Genomic DNA, 16,584 nt, shown 5'->3' on the forward strand with positions numbered 1-16,584 from the left:
AGGTAACCCGTGGGCAAGCGAGATGCTGTCGTTTGAGGACCCCAAGGACATCGATGCCAGCGTCGCCGCCGAGGCACTGGCAAGACTCACGACACCACTCAATCACGCGAATGGTGTCTATTCTGTTGGGACGAACGCGATCGGCGACTCGCTTCTCGTACGTCATCTCTCTTCAGGCGCGATCGATCCGGCCGTCATTGAGCTCCTAGCACGGGCTGATGACCCTCATGTCTGCTCAAGCGATAGAGGAGAATATCTGCTCGCCGCTGCCAACCTTAGTCCCCATATCGACGATTCCAAGCAAGGAGAATACTTCGAGGCTGCGATACGGCTGGCTACGTCCCCCACGCCGTCAGACCACGACAAACTCAATGGGCAGTTCATGCATAAACTCGGGGGATTTCGTATTAATGGAACGCCACGTGACAGTCGCGGTCAAGCAGTCATGCTTGCCGCCATGCTCGCGACAGATACCGCTCAACGCAATTGGGTAAGACGCCTCGTATATTCGCTGCTGGGCGAGGAATCTGATTACTGGCCGACCCGGGCTCTACAGCGGCTCGGCGACACGGTCAAGGACGATCTCGCCTTTCTTGCCAGCCAAGGATGGGCAATCCGTAGCCTTGCGGCAACCTTGTGGGTCGATCATGGGGAACCAGAACATCTGGGCCGTCGCCTGGCCGCTGATCCCGACGTGCGCGTCCGCCGCGCTCTCGCCCGCGCATTGAATCAGAGAACTGACACGTCCTATCCGTCTGTGCGCGAGCAGTTGGCTGCGGACCCGGCTTACAGCGTCAGATCAACTCTCGGCGCTTCTCCGATTTAGCCACCTGCCAGGGAGACACCCGCATAAGAGGCTCTATTGACGCGTGGTCCGCCAGAGGACGCGGACGACGTGGCGTTGGCGTCTGCTAGCGATCGAGGCTAGCTTCCGAGGATGGCCTCCCGTGCCGCTCGTGACCAGATGGCCTGCTGACGCTTGGTGAAGCCCATGCGGTTCCAGTGGAACAGGATGTGGCGGGTGAGGATGCCGCGTGTGCCGAGGCCGAGCCGGCCTTCGCGGCCGGCGTTTCCGAGGGCCTGGCCGCCGCGCTCCACCGCGTCGGCCCACTCAGCGAGGGGAGCCAGGGGGTTGCCCTTGGTGAAGGCAGGCGCGGTGTTGGCCGTCAGGAGTTTGCGCACCGTGCCGATCACGGCGGTCACGCGCTCCGGTGGAACGTCGTCGGGGAGAGGGCGCTTGGCTTCAACGCGCGCCCATACGTCGCCCTGCTCGCTCCATTCCTGGTCGGCGGCGCGCAGGAACAGGCTGGTGATGATCAGCGAGGTGGCCTTCGCGTCGAGCGGAATGCTGTCCTCGACCGCCAGACCATGCAGGTAGTCGAGAACTCCCACGCTGTCCGAGTGGAACAAGGCGTGGGCGATCCTCATCCCGTCGGCTCCGCCGAAGGCCACCGTCTCGGCCTCATACGGCGACGGCCACCAGCGTTTCACCACGCCCCACGAGACCGCGCTGTCGAGAGCTCCATGGATGGGTTCCGTTGCGCACTCGTCCAGCGACTGCGGGCCGGGAGCGACGCGGAGACGCCAGCAGGGGAACTTGCGGACGAACCACCAGGCGCCGATGACCCCAACGTCGGAGGCTTCGCGTAGAGACGGCAGTAAGTAGGCGAGGAAGGCGTGTTGGGCGGTCGGGTAGTCGGTGAACTCGATGTTCACCTGCTGCCAGTCGGGGGTCGTCGACCGTGCGTCGAGTGCCGCCAGTCCAGCGGACCGGTACAACTCGACGGCCTCGACCAGGTGTTCCGGTGACAAGTGCAGCCGAGCGGAAATCGTCTCGACTGGCGTGCCGGCCAAGACGGCGTGGACGGCTCGTTCTGCCGTTCTGCTGTCGTGCAGGTCCACGTCTTCCTCCTTTCTGGGCCTCTGTCAGACGAGGAGCAGGCAGACATCCCAGTCGCTGGCCGGTGCCTTGTCGGCTTCGATGCCCTGGAAGGCGAGTGCTGCTCCGGCCGCGCCTTCGAGGAACCCGGCTTCCGTCGGTGTCTCGGCGGCGAGGAAGCGTTCGGTGAGATGCGCCAGGAAGTTGGTGAAAGTGGCAGGCTCGTCGGCATCCTGGGCGACGCGCTGAACTACCCGTATGAGGCCGCCGATGCCGTGGCACAAGCCCCGAGCGGTGAGTTGATCGAGTTGGAGAGGGTCGGCCAGGCAGTCCAGGAGGGCTCGTTCGGCCATGCGTTTGCGGTCGGTGTCGCCAAGGGCGAGGGCAGCGAGTTGCTGGGCGCGGGTGAGGCCGGGGGTGCCGTAGCACCATGATGGTGCGGTCGGGTGCATGGAGCTCTCGGTGGTGTCGGTGGTCCAGCGCGGCCATCGGGTGCCCCGGTGGTCGTCGACGCGTATCTGGTCCAGCCAGCGGCAGATGCGCAGCATCGCCTCCTGGTGGCCGGGCAGAGTGATGCCGCGCAGGTGGGCCAGCGCGAGGAGGGCCAGGGGTCCGGTGATGCCGTGGGCCAGCCCAGCGTTGGCGTGGCCGTCGAGGGTGGATGTGCCGACGTTGACGGGGTTGTGACCCACCCACCAGCCGGGCCGTGGGCATCCGTCGGGGCCGGGGAGCGGCTCGGTCAGGCGGACCAGGTATTCCAGGACGCTCTTAAGTTCGGGGCCGTCGGGGGTGCGGCGCAGGAGGAGGGCTCCGAGGCCGGTGAGGCCGCGCAATAGGTCGTACTCGGCGAAGCTGGTGGGTTGGCCCTGATCGATACGGGTGTGGGCGGCCTCCAGGCGGCTTCGGGTGTGCGTTGCCACGATGTGGTCGAGGGTGTTGAGGGCGCCGGTGTATTGGTTGCTGTCGGCGGCGGTCAGGTGCAGGACGTACGCCATCGCGGGTGCGCCGAGGAACAGGCCCGCTTTGTCGCCGTAGATCAGTGGGCCGACGGCGGCGAGTCGACGGTGGACGGCCTGCCACGATCCACGGCCCTCGCGGGCGTGTTCGACGTGGAGCAGGGTGATGCCGAGGGGGCCGTGGGCGAGGGACTGCCGCAAGGCAGTGTCCTGCTCGCGGACGGGGACGGGGACGGGGCTGGCGCTGGTAGTCACCGTGGTGCTCCTTCGGCGCGGGCGCTCCAGGACAGGGCGGCGGCGCGGGCCAGGCGGCGGCAGACGGTCTCGTTGTCGGGATCGATGCCGGCTGTCCGGTTGTGGTGCATGTGGAGCAGAGACGGCAGTACGTCGGTGGGTTCGATTCCGTGGTTGGCGAGGGCGGTGCGGTACATCTCCAGTGCGGCGCGGCGACTAGCCCAGGCGGTGACGACGTGTTCGCCGCCTGGAAGGGCTCGCATCGCGGCGAAGTCGCTGTCAGGGGCGGTCAGTTGTATGGCCAGTGCCTGGAGTTCACGCGAAGGCGTCTCGCCTTGCCCCTTGAGCAGGTGCTCGGTCAGCCAGCGGCGCCCAGCCGCCGGGCTGCCGGTGAACGTGGCGGCGATGTCCGCGAAGCTGGCGGCGGTGACAGCCGGCTGCAGCCGGGGAAGTAGGCCGAGCGTCCATTGGGCGATCGCGGCGGCAGAGTCGGCGGCGAAGGCGCTCTCGGCGGCGGCCAGAGTGTCGCCGGTGCCGTAGCGGCCGGTCTCAGGTTCGTCGGTGTCCCACTGAATGCTGCGTAGCAGTCCGGTGTTGCGGAGTTCTGCCGCCCAGGCTCCGACGTGGTGCGCGGCGGTGCCGAAGGCATCGGGGGCTGGCAGTCGGAGGCGTAGACGCAGGTGGGTGTCCGGATCGCTGTAGCGCGTGTACCACCACAACGGCTCGCTGCCTGCCCAGTCCTGGAACAGACCGGGCAGGTGCATGGTCAGGATCTCCGGGACGCGTTCGGGGTGGCAGTAGATCTTCAGGTACGCCCATGGAGAGGTGCCCGGCAGGCGTCCGCTGTCGCGCCGTACGACCGCAGTCGTACGGGGTGGGCGGACTGCGGGTGGGAGGCTGGAGGCGAACGGCATGGTGATTTCGTGGGCGTGGCCGAGCCAGCCGTATGCCGCGTCCTCGGGTGCTTCGTGCAGTATCGCGGTGCCCGTGCTCTCCAACTCCATGTGCAAGAGGTGTTGGTGGGTGGGGTGGTCGAGGTCGAGGCGGAGGCGCCGGTCGTCGGAGCCGAGGAAGACGGTGCGGGTTACGCCGTAGCGGCAGCGCCAGTTGGTGAGGCTGCGTAGCCGGCCGGGATGGTCGTTGTCGCCGAGGTCGCTCAGTCGCAGGCGCCAGCAGGCGGGCGAGAGGATGGTGCGGCCGGTGCGGACTTCGGGCAGGAAGGGCAGTCGGGCGGCGGCTCCCCAGGCGAAGGGGGTCAGCACGGCTGTGTGAGAGCGGTGCACCTCGGTGACGAAGCGGACCAACGGATGGGTGGCGTTGGTGAGTTCGACCGCGTTCATCACCGACGGCTCGATGAGTTTGCCGGTGGACAGTGAAGCCAGGTAGAGGCGCTTCGAGTCCGCGGTCACCGCGAGATCGTCCAGGTCAAGCGTGGCTGCGGGGTTGTGTTCGCCCAGCGACAGCAGGTGCGGCGTGACGGCGAGGGCGCGGCTGACGTTCTGGATACGGCGGCGCAGCGGCGGGCTGGAGACCTGCGCTCGCTCCGCGCCGGCGGTGAGCGTGGGCAGAGCCGCGTACGCGGCCGTCATGCGGTGGCGGTCGGTTGACTCCAGCATGGCCAGGAACCGGCCTGTAGTCGTGCCCGCCGCCTGAGACAGGCCCGCGACACTCAGCGTGAACTGCCCCTGCCGCAAGGCATCCAGGGAGGTGGCAAGCACGGAGAAGCACAGCTCGACATGGGCGGGGACCTGAGTGGCCTCGTCGACGGCGAGCGCGGCAAGATCCTCCTCCGTCAGGACCACCTCGCGTACCTGGTTCGCCGCCGCGTCTTGGGCGAGGGCCAGGAGGTGTTCGTCCCGGCGGGTTGTGCCCTGGACGGGTCGCTTGAGGACGGAGCCGCGGTAACCCGCCGGAAAACCGAGGCCGATGTCGGGATCAGTGAGGTCGCGGACCGGGACGAGGGCGCCCATGCTGTAGCGCTCCAGGAAACGTGCGCGGTAGTCCTGCCAGGCCGGGGGTCCAGCCGGGAACGGCGAGAGGCGGGCCATGACTTGAAGGGCGTGTTCTGCTTCTCGGGTGACCTCGGCGGGCAGAACGACATCGCAGCCGGGCAGCAGATTCACCACCAGGGTCCGCTCGGTGACACCGGTCAGGGCTGTCATGCGCAGGGTGGCCTCGGTGCGTAGAGCCCGCTGTTCGGCGGTCGGCGCATGGTTGTGCCGGATCAGAAGCTGATGGATCTGCCGGAGGTGCCCAGCCGTTGCTGCTGCTTGAGGTTCGGTGCTGACGACTGGCAGTTCGGCCACCAGGTGCCCAAGGGCGTCGTCACAGGTCATGGGCGCCCGCAGGCTGGTGATGAGGATCTGGTGTGCGACGAGGCCACGAACCATGTCCTCGATCACCGACGTGGGCGTGTCGGGATAGCCGCCGTGCAGTTTGGCGACGATGTCGTCGACCGTGATCGGCGAACGGGCCAGTTCAAGGACTGCCTCGGCAGCGGGGGTGCGGCGCAGGGTGACCTCGGCTGGGCCGTCCTTGCCCAGCTGATGCGGTACGGCGATCCGGGTGCCCCGGACGATGCAGGTGGGATCGGCGATCACGGGCAGACGCCGCAGCAGATCGGGGTTCTGCTCCAGGGCGGTGACGATCTCGGTAAGCCAATCGGCGTCCGCTCGGGCGAAAGCCCGGTGCTCGGTGCCCCATCGGACCTTGGCATGGTTCCCGAGGTGTACGGGCGCGGGGCCGGCGAACAGGCCGAAGGGAGTGGCACGGTGCTGCATCCGAAGCAGGTACCGCACCAGCGAGATGACCGTGCGCCGGATGGTTCGGGGCCGCTGGCTACGGTCGTCGAGCACGCCGTGCACGGCCTCCACCAGAAGAGGGCTGGCGACCTCGATGGCAGCCGCCGTGACATCGTCCGTCCAGACCTTGCCGATCCACTCCCGCCAGTGCTCCACCTCGCCGGAGGAAGTGACGTCCAGGTCAGGCCAGGGAGGCACCTGGGCTACCAGCGGCCGGGCGGCTGCTCTGATCAGAATCGCGTCAACGGCCTTGTACATCCCCGTGGCTCCTTCGTCCGTCGTCCTGGGCGGTGCGGGGCCAGGCCGAGGACTTCGGCCCGGCCCCGCACCGGTTGGTCAGCCTCCGATGCAGGTGCTGTTGGAGCAGGCGGACTGACAGGTCGCCCCGCAGCCGTCGCCGGTGTCATTCAGAAGACCCGGCACGACCGGGGCGGACGCGATGGTCTCGATGTTGAGGTCGAAGTCCGTGTCGGCGGCGGCCGTGTAGTCCGTGGCGGCCTTGAGCGTGGTGCTGCCCTGCTGTGCCATCTCGAATTCCTCCTGTAGAGCTGGGTGGGATGTGTGTTGCTGTCCTGGCCGGTGGGCGCTGTTGCCGCTACGGCCAGGTGATCAGGACCCGCGTATGGGGCCGGTCGATGACCCGGCCCTCGGGAAGCTGGCTGTCCGGCGTGGACACCGGGTAGATCTCGACCTGTGCCCGGTCGCGGCGGTGCTCGCCGTCCCAGACCCGGATCTCCTCCACCAGGCGCTCGGCGACCTCCTGGCCCTGCGGGCCGTGGCCGATGGCGCCGAGCTCGAATCGGTCCGGGTTGTCGGTACGACGCACGGTGCGGTAGGCGAAGCTGTCCGCGTCGACGAGCATGGGCACGCCGAGCGGCGAGGCGGAGGCGACCAGGCCGCGTTCGCGGGCCGCCGGGGTCGCGGCCAGGAGCGGCAGGTTGTCCAGCGCGGTTGTCAGCCACAGGTCCAGGTGCTCGCTGGACTCGTCACCGGCGAGCGTCACTCCGGACCAGGCTTCGACACGAGGGCTGCGCAGGGCGGCTCGCAGTCCCTCGGCATGGGGCTCGGGGTGGCCGTCCAGCCGCAGCCCGACTTCTTCGCCCTCGGTGTCGTGCAGGAGGACCAGACGGACCCGGTTCTCGCCGGCGCCCTGCATGGGCACGAAACCGCACAGTTCGACGCTGTCGCTCACCAGCCGGTCGCTGTGGCGAACGAGCGCGACGGTACGGGTCATGCCGCGCATCCGCAGGGGTACGACGATCCGGCCGCCGTCGACGAGTTGTTCGGTCCAGGCCGGCGGGATGTCGGCGGCCTGGACGGTGACGATGACGCGGTCGTACGGGGCATGCTCGGCCATGCCGTACTCGCCGTCTGCGGTGATGACGCGCACCTGTTGGTCGTAGCCGGTATCGGCCAGGAACTTCTCGGCGCGTGCGGTGACGTCGGGGTCGATGTCCACGGTGACGACAAGGCCCTCGGGTCCGACGATCTCGGCGAGGTAGGCGGCGTTGACGCCGCCGGAGCCGATCTCCAGGACCCGCATGCCGGGCCGGATGTCGGCCTGTTCGATCTGCATGGCCTGGATGCGGGCGGCGGACACCGAACTGATGGCCACGCCGTCGGCGTCCTTCTTCGTGATCGCGGCATTCTCCGCCTGGTACACCGCCGCCATGTCATCGTCGGGGGTGGCCAGATGACGGGGGACCTTGCGGAACGCGGCCACTACGTGCGGGCTTCGGGCTGCATCGAGCGCGATCAGTTCCCGGACCATCGCGTCCCGCAGCTGCTGATCGGACGCGGGGGCTCCGTCGTCAGGGGTGGTCATGTCGGGGACGTTGTTCACGGGTTCTCTCTTTCTCGGCTGTGGAGGTTGTCACGACGCGGCCTCCAGGGGCACGGGCTGGTCGACGTGCTTGGTGGCCATGGGACTCAGCGACCAGCTGCACCACACCCACTTGCCGCGACGGTTCCCCCGCCTGCGGTATCCCCAGCCGTCCGAGAACGCCTCCACCAGCGCTAACCCGCGGCCGGACTCGTCGTCGGCCGACTCGCGGCGCGGTACCGGAAGGGCGGGAGAGACGTCGGCGACCTCGACGAGGACCGTCTCGTCGCGCTGCTGCAACACCATCACGATCGGTCCTGAGGCGTGCTGCAGGGCATTGGTCACGAGCTCTGACGCGACGAGCACCATGTCGTCCGCCAGGTTGTCCAGGCCCCATGTGGCCAGCGTGTCGTGCACGGTCCTGCGCGCCCTGGACACGGCTTCCGGGCTGGGCTCCAGAGGCGTCGCGAGCGCGCGCAGGATGCGGCCGACCGACGGCCGCGATCCTGTGGCCGCCATCATTCCCACCTGCGCGATACGTCCTGGACTCGCCGTACGGTCCTCGTACTGCTGCTGGAACGGCTGACATAGGCGTAATCCGCGTCTTCCCCGGCCGGAGTCGCCCAAGGCTGCACGGGCAGGGGAGTGGAACAGGCCCGGCCACCCGGACGTAGGGGAAGCAGCCGTCTGCCCTGGAGGGCCGGTGGGGGGCTTTCCTGCATCACGGCGAGACTCCTTGGGAAGGGACGGAGAGGAACGAGCGGGATCTCAACCACCGTGTGCGTTTTCGGCGATGGTTCGTTGCACTCGGTGACGGCGACCAGAGTGTGCCTGATGTGGATCTCACCGCCATGGCCCAGCAGATAGCGTCCGGCGCTCTTCCGGGTGACAAACGTCGCGCGCGGGTAGCGTCGAAGTGTCATCTGAGCCAAGGGCGTTGCGTGCGGAGCAGGTGACGGGATCCCCTGCAGACGAGGGAGCCGCAGGCACAGGGCCGACGGCGGATGGTCAGTGGTCTTCTTGGCCGAGAGGGGCCGACGATGGATGAACGTCCCAGGACGCTGCTCAAGGCCCTGGTGGCCCAACGGCACTGGCGTTACGGCGACTTCTCGGCCCACTTCACCCGCATCGCCGAGAAGATCATCAAGAAGGGCACCGCGAACCCGACGATCTCCGAGGCGCAGTTCCGCCGCTGGACCGCGGGAACCATCCGGACCCTGCCGAGCCCAGACGCGTGCCGGGTGTTGGAGGAGATGTTCGGCGTCAGTGCCGCCGCCCTGTTCCAGGCGCCGCCCTCGCCCGAGTCACCCGCACCCGTATTCAGCCTGAAAGACGAGATCGACATGACCGCACGCGACGCATCCAGCGAGGCCGGCGCCGCCGCCTCCGCGTCCATCTCCGACACCACCCTCGACCAGCTGCGAGACGACGTCGCCGAACTCGCCCGCCGCTACCACTCCTTCTCGGCGTTCGAAGTCCTCCAGACCGCGCGCAGGCTGAGGGAGGAAGCGGAACAACACCGTGACCGCACCCAGGTGCCCGCCCAGCAACAGGACCTACTGATCATCGCGGGCCAAGCCTGCGCACTGCTGTCCGCGGCGGCCTTCGACCTCGGGTCCCTCGACGGCGCCACTCGCCTCGCCCGCGCCTCCGCCCTGTACGGCGAGACCGCCCGCTTCACACCGCTACGGGCCTTCGCCGGAGGTGCTCTCGCCTACATCGCCTACTTCTCCGGCCGCCCCGCCGAGGCAGCCCAGATCGCGCAACGCGCGCAGATGCTCACCGGCCTCGGCGACGTCGCGCACCGCCGCCTGGCGGCCATCGAGGCACGCGCGCATGGCCACCGAGGCGACGCCGCCTCCGCCCAGCAGGCCATCGACGTCTCCCATCGGGAGGGACGCGGGGAGACCGACGACCTGCACGACGGCGTGGCCGGCGAATTCGGCTTCCCCGGCGAGCGGTTGGCCATGTCCAACGCCTCGACCTGCCTGCTCCTCGGTGACGGCGAACAGGCCGAGGCCGCAGCCAGCACCGCCCTGGAGATGGTAACCAGCAAGCCCGAGGCACTCCGCTCCGCACGCGTCGTGGGCGGCGCCGCCGCGGACCTGGCCGCCGCGAGGCTACTGAGCGGCGATCTCGACGGAGCCTCCGAAGCCCTCGAACCCGTCTGGATCGTGCCAGGTGAGCAACGCGCCACCGGCCTGCTGACCCGCACCGCGCGCATCCGCCGGGCCCTGACCGACGAACGCTTCCACCGAACGCCCCTCGCCGACGACATCGGCGATCGCCTGGAGCACTTCAGCCGACTCGCCGCCCAGCACCAACTCGGCGCGGGCGCCGGAGCGGTGGCCGCCCTGGAGGGCTGAGGCGACTCAGGAGCCGGAGGCCAGGGCAGCGAGGATCTTAGCCTCCTTCTCGGGGGCGAGCCCGTGCTCCGCCCAGCGGGGGTGATCCACGGGGCGACCGTCGGCCCGCAGCCACGCCCAGGTGTCCGTGATCGTCTCGGTGAGCGGGCGGCACCGCAGACCGGCCTCCACCGCACGGCCGGCATCCACCGACCACACCCCTGTGTGGGTACGCCACAGTGGCAGTTCGGTCCACTGCCGCACTCCGTGCTCGACGAGCGCCTCCGGCTCCACCCAGACCAGGTGACCGTCCGTCTCGGTGACGGCGAGGCACGCGAGCAGGAAGTTCCCGAAGCCCATCCCCTCAGGGTGGGCCACGTTGAAGGCGCCGCCGGTGGTCGCGGCTGCCTGGTCCGTGGCGAAGGCCGCGACATCGCGCACGTCGACCGGCTGGATGAGGCGGTCGGCCGGAGCCGGCGCCAGCACTGGTCCACCCCGGCCGGCCCGGTTCAGCCACCACGGCAGCCGGCCCACGTACTCACCCGGCCCAAGAATGACCCCGGGCCGCAGAAACACCGCCCGCTCGCCGAACGCCTCACTGACCGCCCGCTCCCCGCCGGCCTTCTGAAACCCGTATTTGGTGGGCGAACCGTCCGAGCCCGTGTGGCCGAAGGACTCGTCCGCGTCGGACGGGCAGTCCAGCACCTTGGACGATTCGGTCAGGGTCTGGTGCGGCCACCCCGCGTACACCGACACGGTGGAGATGTGCACCCACCGGGACGCCGCGTCACGCAGCGCCTGTACGGCCAGCCGCACGTCACACGGAGGCAGATCGGAACTCGACGTGTCGATCACGGCATCCCAAGGACCCTGGGCAGCAAGCCTGTTGAGGTCTTCTACTTGAGTACGGTCGCCGTGGACCGCGCGCACCTCGGGCACGTCCCGCCCAGACCGGCCGCGGTTGAACGTCGTCACGTCCCAGCCGCGGCGTAGCGCCTCGTCCACGATGCTCTTGCCCAGGAACCACGTACCGCCCAAGACCAGAATCCTCATGCCCAGAATCCTGCCCTTCCCGAGGACCCAGGAGAAGAGACCCCAGCCCAGCCGTGGGGAACAGAGTCGTCGCCCAGGTCGACGCGCGAACACTTCGACTCATGCCAACCGAGGCTGTTGGCCAGCGCTCGCTTGGTGAGCCCGGCATCGAGCCGGATTTCACTCAGGCGTTTACCCAGGGCTCTGCGGGCTTCCTGAACGCTCGAGGATGGCGATGTCATGTCGCTGCGAATTGCCGTTCGAGCCGTCAGGCCGGCTGGAACTCTGCGTGCGGTGTTGCCCGCGCCCACACGGACTCGAAGGCAGACTCGCAGAGCTTCGCCACCTCTGGGTCTTCCGTGAGTTCCACCTCCATGTTCTCGCCGTCGCCGTCGAAGTGGTTGACGAGGACGAGGCTGGAGTCGAAAAGCCAGAAGTCGTTGCCAGGAAGTGCGAGGCCCGTTGCGTTTCGCCGGGAGAGCCAGCGCACGTCTTCGCCGGCGGCGATGTTCAGTCCGTTCGTCACGTCGTACTCGAAGCGGATGTACTCGCTGACGGGAGTCGATACGACCCGGGCTCGGCGGACCTCGACGCCTCGCGAGGTCGCCTCAGTGACGATGCTGTGCCAGCCACCCCAGCGCTCGGCCGGGTCGAGTGCCACGCCGGCCTTCCAGTCGACGAAGGCCGGGTCCGACTTCATGTAGGCGTCGCGCATCTCCAGATGGACAGCCGTCCTCTGGCAGTCGCGGAACAGTTCCTCAAACGTCGGGGTCCTCATCGGCCTTCTTCACCTCCAGGAAGAACTGCACCATGCGCCGGGGGATCTCCACCACCGACTCGTGGCCGGGGATGTCCATCTGCCCGAGGCGCTCGATGTCCTCCACCTTCCAACCCTGCACGAGGTAGCTGTCCTTCTCCTCGTCGAGGTAGATGGTGGGGGAGCCGCCACTGGGACTCTCCGGGTCCTTACCGAGCTTACGCAGGGCCATGATGTCCTCCTCGAACGCCGGTAACGATCTCTGTGCCAGAGCTGGCCCGCGGCGGTGCCGTGAAACGAGGAACTTGCCGAAACTTGCCGGGAGTACGGAAGTTGACCTTGCGCGGCCGGGGTTAGGGCGACGAGCAGTGAGCCAGCCGCAATCCCCCAGCAGTGGCCGGAATCGATACCTGTGCGTCGCTCCTCGAAGGGCTGTTCCGGAGGTCGAGGAACATCGTGCGGAAGTGCGGCTGGGGGCCGCTTCATCAAGGTAGACCGGCTGCGTGAACTCGCCGACGTCATACCCAAGATCCTGCCCATCTCCAAGTTCCGGAAGCAGGGCGGACCCTCATGCCGGGAACCGGTGCAGTCGCTCCGACGAGCGGGGAAACACCGATCGGTGGCGTACGGACGTATGGGCGCGGTTCGCTTCGCCGATTCACCAGTTCGCCGGAGGCAGACAGAGACGATGCCGAAACTACTGGTGAAGTACGGAGGGGCATGTCAACGTGGACGACCCGCTGAAACCCCAGGTCAACGACGGTCAGCGACCTGTGGCCGAGTTCATGGAGGCGCCCCTGTACCCGCACCTTCCCAGTGATACCTCCTGCCCCCACTCGCCGGACCCGGTGTACTGGGTCATCCCGCGCCACCTGGCCGGCGACGACGGAGTTCTCGCCGAGCGCATCGGCGACACCCTGACCGGCCTCGGCTGGCGCATGTGGCCCACGGCCCGCCACACCCTGCTGTACATGAGCCCGGATGGGCTGCGCGGTGCCGAGTGGATCCTCGCGGCCCACCCGTTCGAGCTGGGCGGACTGCCCGTCGCCTGGCAGCTGAGCGCCCGCACACATGCCGCCTCGGCGATGACGGAGTGGAACGCGTACTTCACCGGAGGTGTCCCGTACGAGGCACTCGCCGACCTTCTCGTCGCCATCGACGCTCGCGAGGCGCCCGACGTCGGCTTCAGGGGGCATGGGAAGGTTCTCGACGCGCTCGGTGCGCGAGGCTGGATCCGCGACGTGGACCGGCCCACAACCACGGCCACGGACCCCGGACTGGCCTCCAGCGTCTCCCTGGAGATGCTGCCGCCGCTCATCCAGGACGCCGACCCGCGCCCTGATCTGATGGGTTGGCAGGCGTGGGCGGAACCCGTCCTCGGCGCCCCGTACCTGTGGAAACAGCTACACGGACATGGACCAGTTCGTGCGTTACGCGCAGGCCCGCTGAGCGCGGCAAGATCCAGCTGCTGTTCATCGCGGACACCCCGGTCCTGGACGTCGACCTCGACCACCATGCCCCGCACCACATGATCGACCCGCTGCTGATCCTGACCGTCCTTGCGCGCGAGACCGAGCGGATCGGCCTGGTCACCACCGCCTCCACCACGTTCACCGAGCCCTACAACCTCGCCCGCCAGTTCAAGGCCCTCGACGTGATCAGCCACGGCCGGGCCGGCTGGAACGCGGTGACCACCTCCGACCCCGCCGCCGCGGCGAACTTCGGCGCGACGATCCCACCGCGCGCGGAGAAGTACGAGCGCGCCCACGAGGTCATCCAGATCGTGCAGGGGCTGTGGGGCAGCTGGGAGAAGGACGCCTGGCTGCTCGACGTCGACGGCAAGCGGTTCGCCGACATGGACAAGATCCAGCCGGTCAACCTGCAGGGCAAGCACGTCGCCTCCCGTGGCCCGCTGCCCATCCCCCAGTCCGAGCAGGGCCAGCCGGTCATCTTCCAGGCGGCGGCAGTTAGGGCCTGGAAATCGCGGGCCGTTACGCCAGCGGCGTCTACGCCAACCCGTACACCATCGAGGACGCCCAGGCCCAGCGCCAGGCCCTGCGGGACGCCGCCAAGCGCGCCGGACGCGACCCGGGCGAGGTGAAAATGCTCGCCGGCTTCATGCCGACCATCGCCCCCTCCCGCCAGGCCGCCCTGGAACGGCGCCGCTTTTTGGACGAGGTCGTCGACCTGAACCAACGCGTCCGCTACCTCGGCGCCATGATCGGCCTCCTGCTCGACCCCGGCCGGCTCGACGAGCCCCTGACGGCGGACCAGCTCGCCGACGCCATACCCAGTCCGCACGACCCACGCTCCGCCCACGCCCTCGAAGTGGCCCGGGAAGGCTGGACCCTGCGCGACGTGCTCGCCCACGGCGTCATCGACTACCACCCGGTGGTCGCCGGCACCGCCACCGACGCGGCCGACCACATGCAGCAGTGGTTCGAGGCAGGGGCCTGCGACGGCTTCTCGATCGCCATCGACAGCTACCACGATGGCTTCGACGCCTTCGTCGACCAGGTCGTCCCGCTCCTGCAGGAACGCGGCCTGTTCCACGACGACTACGAAGGCCCCACCCTGCGCGAGAACCTCGGCGCCCCCGAGCAGTACGGCCTCGACCCGCGCTTCAGGAAGCCGGCCAGGTTGCTGAGTAAGCCGCCAGAGCATGCGCCGTGAACTGTCGCTTTGCGTAAGTGACTTCGCAAGCTCAACTCGCAATAGTGGTGCAGGTCACATGAAATGCGTCTCGCCATTCGAGACGCTGGAGGTCGACGCATCCGGAGTGGCCCCCAAGCGGCCCGGATGTGGTCGCCTTACCTCGACTTAGGGCACGCGGAGGGCACGGAACCTCCGAATTGGACTAGACAACAAACAAACCCCAGGCCGCTGACCTGGGATTTCAATCTGGAGCGGGTGACGAGAATCGAACTCGCACTCTCAGCTTGGGAAGCTGATGTTCTACCACTAAACTACACCCGCGTAAGACGCCGGTCAGGCCGGTGTCCGAACGCTCAGTCACTCTACCGCACGCCAGGCCCCCGGCGCCGAAGCCCTGGGGCCTGCCGCCGTTTCCGGGGGATTCCGGCGGTGTTCCAGGCGTGGACCGGGCTCGAATCGGACCCGAACCGCATGTGAACCGCATCCGAACCGGACGCGTTTTCGCGGCGTGACCCGGCTGCGGGTGGGCGGAGTTGGGGCGTACGGTGGGGGCTCGGAAGAGGGGTCGGGCAGGTTCGGGCGGGATCGGAGTGCCGCCTGCAGAGCCGCCCTTTTCGTCCCGTAATGTGGCGGTCCTCGTCGGTCTCGACAGTGACCGGCGACGGCTCTTGGGGAAGGGACTCTGAGGACTTGATCGAGCGCACCGTCGTCCGTTGTGCCGAAGGGCACGTGTTCAGCACCGCTTCGTTCCCGATGCAGCAGGCCGAGCGGCTCGGCCCCGGCCGGCTGGTCCGGTGTCCGCGCTGTGCGCGGCTCCGCAGTGTGGTGCCGGTGACGTTGGAGCAGCAGCAGCGGAGCACCACCAGTACGTAAAGTCAGTAAGTCGGTAAGTGAGCCAGTGAGTAAGTGAAGTAGAGCAGTGCGGGCGCGCGGAACCGGCCGGTGGTGTCGGGTTCGCGCGTCTTGCGTATCCTCGGGGCGTGCTTCTCTCAGACAAGGACATCCGGGCCGAGATCGATTCCGGGCGGGTACGGATCGATCCCTACGACGAATCCATGGTGCAGCCGTCGAGCGTGGACGTGCGCCTCGACCGCTACTTCCGGGTGTTCGAGAACCACCGTTACCCCCACATCGACCCCTCCGTCGAACAGGCCGACCTCACGCGTCTGGTCGAGCCCGAGGGCGACGAGCCGTTCATCCTCCACCCCGGGGAGTTCGTGCTCGCCTCGACGTACGAGGTCATCACGCTCCCCGACGACCTCGCCTCCCGTCTCGAAGGCAAGAGCTCGCTCGGGCGGCTCGGGCTCGTCACCCACTCCACCGCCGGGTTCATCGACCCGGGGTTCAGCGGGCATGTGACGCTCGAACTCTCCAACCTCGCGACGCTGCCCATCAAGCTCTGGCCCGGTATGAAGATCGGCCAGCTGTGCCTGTTCCAGCTGAGCTCGTCGGCCGAGTTCCCGTACGGCAGCGAGCGGTACGGCTCCCGGTATCAGGGGCAGCGCGGGCCCACCGCCTCCCGGTCCTTCCTCAACTTCCACCGGACGCAGGTGTGAGCGTGGTGGGTGACGTGAGTGGTGTGCGGGAGAACCTCTCCTACGAGTCGTTCGGTGTCGCCGTCCGCGAGCTCGCGCAGACCATCGCCGACGACGGGTACGAGCCCGATGTCGTCCTCAGCATCGCCCGGGGTGGGGTGTTCGTCGCCGGTGGGCTCGCCTACGCGCTCGACTGCAAGAACATCCACCTGGTCAACGTCGAGTTCTATACCGGCGTCGGAACCACACTCCCCATGCCCGTCATGCTCGCGCCCGTCCCCAACGCCATCGACTTCTCCGCCAAGAAGGTCCTCATCACCGACGACGTCGCCGACACCGGCAAGACGCTCAAGCTGGTGCGGGACTTCTGCCTGGACGCCGTCGCCGAGGTGCGTTCGGCGGTGATCTACGAGAAGACGCAGTCGCTCGTGAAATGCGAGTACGTCTGGAAGCGGACCGACGCGTGGATCAACTTTCCGTGGAGTGTTCTGCCCGTGGTGCGTAAGGCGGGGGAAGCCGTCACGCCCTCCCGGGAAGCGTTGTAGCGCCGGGAGGGTGACTGTCCCTC

The 16,584-nt window shown here is 68.1% G+C and carries 17 protein-coding genes and 1 tRNA gene; 8 read left to right on the forward strand and 10 right to left on the reverse strand.

The features are described from left to right. The coding region (locus tag QA861_RS45640) for a hypothetical protein (protein WP_334595067.1) at positions 1–826 on the forward strand (826 nt) is incomplete at its 5' end. A 98-nt stretch (positions 827–924) separates the two neighbouring features. On the opposite strand, the gene QA861_RS45645 is transcribed toward QA861_RS45640, so the two are convergent. The 6 genes from QA861_RS45645 to QA861_RS45670 all read right to left on the reverse strand — a co-directional run bounded on the left by QA861_RS45645 (position 925) and on the right by QA861_RS45670 (position 8,211). After that, on the reverse strand, positions 925–1,902 hold the full coding sequence (locus QA861_RS45645) for a thiopeptide-type bacteriocin biosynthesis protein (protein ID WP_334595068.1): 978 nt from the start codon (positions 1,900–1,902) through the stop codon (positions 925–927). Positions 1,903–1,926: 24 nt separating this feature from the next. Beyond that, the gene (locus QA861_RS45650) at positions 1,927–3,090 is read right to left on the reverse strand and encodes a lanthionine synthetase C family protein (RefSeq protein WP_334595069.1); all 1,164 of its coding nucleotides are present in this window, start codon (positions 3,088–3,090) and stop codon (positions 1,927–1,929) included. Next, on the reverse strand, positions 3,087–6,128 hold the full coding sequence (locus QA861_RS45655; RefSeq protein ID WP_334595070.1) for a lantibiotic dehydratase: 3,042 nt from the start codon (positions 6,126–6,128) through the stop codon (positions 3,087–3,089). Before QA861_RS45655 ends, QA861_RS45650 begins: the two co-directional genes overlap by 4 nt. A gap of 78 nt (positions 6,129–6,206) precedes the next feature. Continuing rightward, positions 6,207–6,398, reverse strand: a complete 192-nt coding sequence (locus QA861_RS45660) for an FxLD family lanthipeptide (protein WP_334595071.1) — start codon at positions 6,396–6,398, stop codon at positions 6,207–6,209. Between the two features lie 67 nt (positions 6,399–6,465). Beyond that, positions 6,466–7,695 (reverse strand): methyltransferase, FxLD system, encoded by a 1,230-nt coding sequence (fxlM, locus tag QA861_RS45665; RefSeq protein ID WP_334595072.1) that lies wholly within the window; start codon positions 7,693–7,695, stop codon positions 6,466–6,468. 48 nt (positions 7,696–7,743) lie between these two features. Then, positions 7,744–8,211 carry an ATP-binding protein gene (locus QA861_RS45670; protein WP_334595073.1) on the reverse strand — a complete coding sequence of 156 codons (468 nt, stop codon included), beginning with the start codon at positions 8,209–8,211 and terminating at the stop codon, positions 7,744–7,746. A gap of 521 nt (positions 8,212–8,732) precedes the next feature. Here QA861_RS45670 and QA861_RS45675 point away from each other — a divergent pair. After that, a complete protein-coding gene (locus QA861_RS45675) occupies positions 8,733–10,058 on the forward strand; it encodes an NsdA family TPR-like regulatory protein (protein WP_334595074.1) in 1,326 nt (441 codons plus the stop codon). 6 nt (positions 10,059–10,064) lie between these two features. Here QA861_RS45675 and QA861_RS45680 read toward each other — a convergent pair whose 3' ends face one another. The 3 genes from QA861_RS45680 to QA861_RS45695 all read right to left on the reverse strand — a co-directional run bounded on the left by QA861_RS45680 (position 10,065) and on the right by QA861_RS45695 (position 12,058). Next, positions 10,065–11,090, reverse strand: coding sequence for an NAD-dependent epimerase/dehydratase family protein (locus QA861_RS45680; protein WP_334595075.1), 1,026 nt, complete (start codon positions 11,088–11,090; stop codon positions 10,065–10,067). A gap of 247 nt (positions 11,091–11,337) precedes the next feature. Next, on the reverse strand, positions 11,338–11,847 hold the full coding sequence (locus QA861_RS45690) for a DUF6879 family protein (RefSeq protein ID WP_334595076.1): 510 nt from the start codon (positions 11,845–11,847) through the stop codon (positions 11,338–11,340). After that, on the reverse strand, positions 11,828–12,058 hold the full coding sequence (locus QA861_RS45695) for a hypothetical protein (protein WP_266499683.1): 231 nt from the start codon (positions 12,056–12,058) through the stop codon (positions 11,828–11,830). The genes QA861_RS45690 and QA861_RS45695 overlap by 20 nt, the downstream gene beginning before the upstream one ends. Before the next feature lie 616 nt (positions 12,059–12,674). Here QA861_RS45695 and QA861_RS45700 point away from each other — a divergent pair. Genes QA861_RS45700 through QA861_RS45710 form a run of 3 tightly spaced genes read left to right on the forward strand, consistent with a single transcriptional unit; the run spans position 12,675 to position 14,499 of the window. Beyond that, positions 12,675–13,358, forward strand: coding sequence for an SPDY domain-containing protein (locus QA861_RS45700; protein WP_443041702.1), 684 nt, complete (start codon positions 12,675–12,677; stop codon positions 13,356–13,358). Then, a complete protein-coding gene (locus QA861_RS45705; protein WP_334595078.1) occupies positions 13,355–13,927 on the forward strand; it encodes an LLM class flavin-dependent oxidoreductase in 573 nt (190 codons plus the stop codon). Before QA861_RS45700 ends, QA861_RS45705 begins: the two co-directional genes overlap by 4 nt. Next, positions 13,852–14,499, forward strand: coding sequence for an LLM class oxidoreductase (locus QA861_RS45710; RefSeq protein ID WP_334595178.1), 648 nt, complete (start codon positions 13,852–13,854; stop codon positions 14,497–14,499). The genes QA861_RS45705 and QA861_RS45710 overlap by 76 nt, the downstream gene beginning before the upstream one ends. 229 nt (positions 14,500–14,728) lie before the next feature. On the opposite strand, the gene QA861_RS45715 is transcribed toward QA861_RS45710, so the two are convergent. After that, positions 14,729–14,802: transfer RNA gene (locus QA861_RS45715), tRNA-Gly, on the reverse strand. Between the two features lie 372 nt (positions 14,803–15,174). On the opposite strand from QA861_RS45715, the gene QA861_RS45720 reads away from it, so the two are divergent. From QA861_RS45720 to QA861_RS45730, 3 genes are all read left to right on the forward strand, one after another. Further along, positions 15,175–15,354 carry a hypothetical protein gene (locus QA861_RS45720; RefSeq protein WP_334595179.1) on the forward strand — a complete coding sequence of 60 codons (180 nt, stop codon included), beginning with the start codon at positions 15,175–15,177 and terminating at the stop codon, positions 15,352–15,354. 107 nt (positions 15,355–15,461) lie between these two features. Continuing rightward, positions 15,462–16,037: a dCTP deaminase gene (gene dcd / locus QA861_RS45725; protein WP_334595079.1), complete on the forward strand. Its 576-nt coding sequence runs from the start codon at positions 15,462–15,464 to the stop codon at positions 16,035–16,037. 14 nt (positions 16,038–16,051) lie between these two features. After that, positions 16,052–16,561: a phosphoribosyltransferase gene (locus QA861_RS45730; protein WP_334595180.1), complete on the forward strand. Its 510-nt coding sequence runs from the start codon at positions 16,052–16,054 to the stop codon at positions 16,559–16,561. Positions 16,562–16,584: the final 23 nt, after the last annotated feature.

This window comes from Streptomyces sp. B21-083, from assembly GCF_036898825.1.
Classification (GTDB): Bacteria; Actinomycetota; Actinomycetes; order Streptomycetales; family Streptomycetaceae; genus Streptomyces.

What these genes read in the sequence shown, in the direction of transcription:
- QA861_RS45655 (WP_334595070.1), bottom strand. Translation starts at nt 6,128, where the DNA reads ATGTACAAGGCCGTTGACGCGATTCTGATCAGAGCAGCCGCCCGGCCG.
- QA861_RS45660 (WP_334595071.1), bottom strand. Translation starts at nt 6,398, where the DNA reads ATGGCACAGCAGGGCAGCACCACGCTCAAGGCCGCCACGGACTACACG.
- fxlM (WP_334595072.1), bottom strand. Translation starts at nt 7,695, where the DNA reads ATGACCACCCCTGACGACGGAGCCCCCGCGTCCGATCAGCAGCTGCGG.
- QA861_RS45670 (WP_334595073.1), bottom strand. Translation starts at nt 8,211, where the DNA reads ATGGCGGCCACAGGATCGCGGCCGTCGGTCGGCCGCATCCTGCGCGCG.
- QA861_RS45675 (WP_334595074.1), top strand. Translation starts at nt 8,733, where the DNA reads ATGGATGAACGTCCCAGGACGCTGCTCAAGGCCCTGGTGGCCCAACGG.
- QA861_RS45680 (WP_334595075.1), bottom strand. Translation starts at nt 11,090, where the DNA reads ATGAGGATTCTGGTCTTGGGCGGTACGTGGTTCCTGGGCAAGAGCATC.
- QA861_RS45690 (WP_334595076.1), bottom strand. Translation starts at nt 11,847, where the DNA reads ATGAGGACCCCGACGTTTGAGGAACTGTTCCGCGACTGCCAGAGGACG.
- QA861_RS45695 (WP_266499683.1), bottom strand. Translation starts at nt 12,058, where the DNA reads ATGGCCCTGCGTAAGCTCGGTAAGGACCCGGAGAGTCCCAGTGGCGGC.
- QA861_RS45705 (WP_334595078.1), top strand. Translation starts at nt 13,355, where the DNA reads ATGATCGACCCGCTGCTGATCCTGACCGTCCTTGCGCGCGAGACCGAG.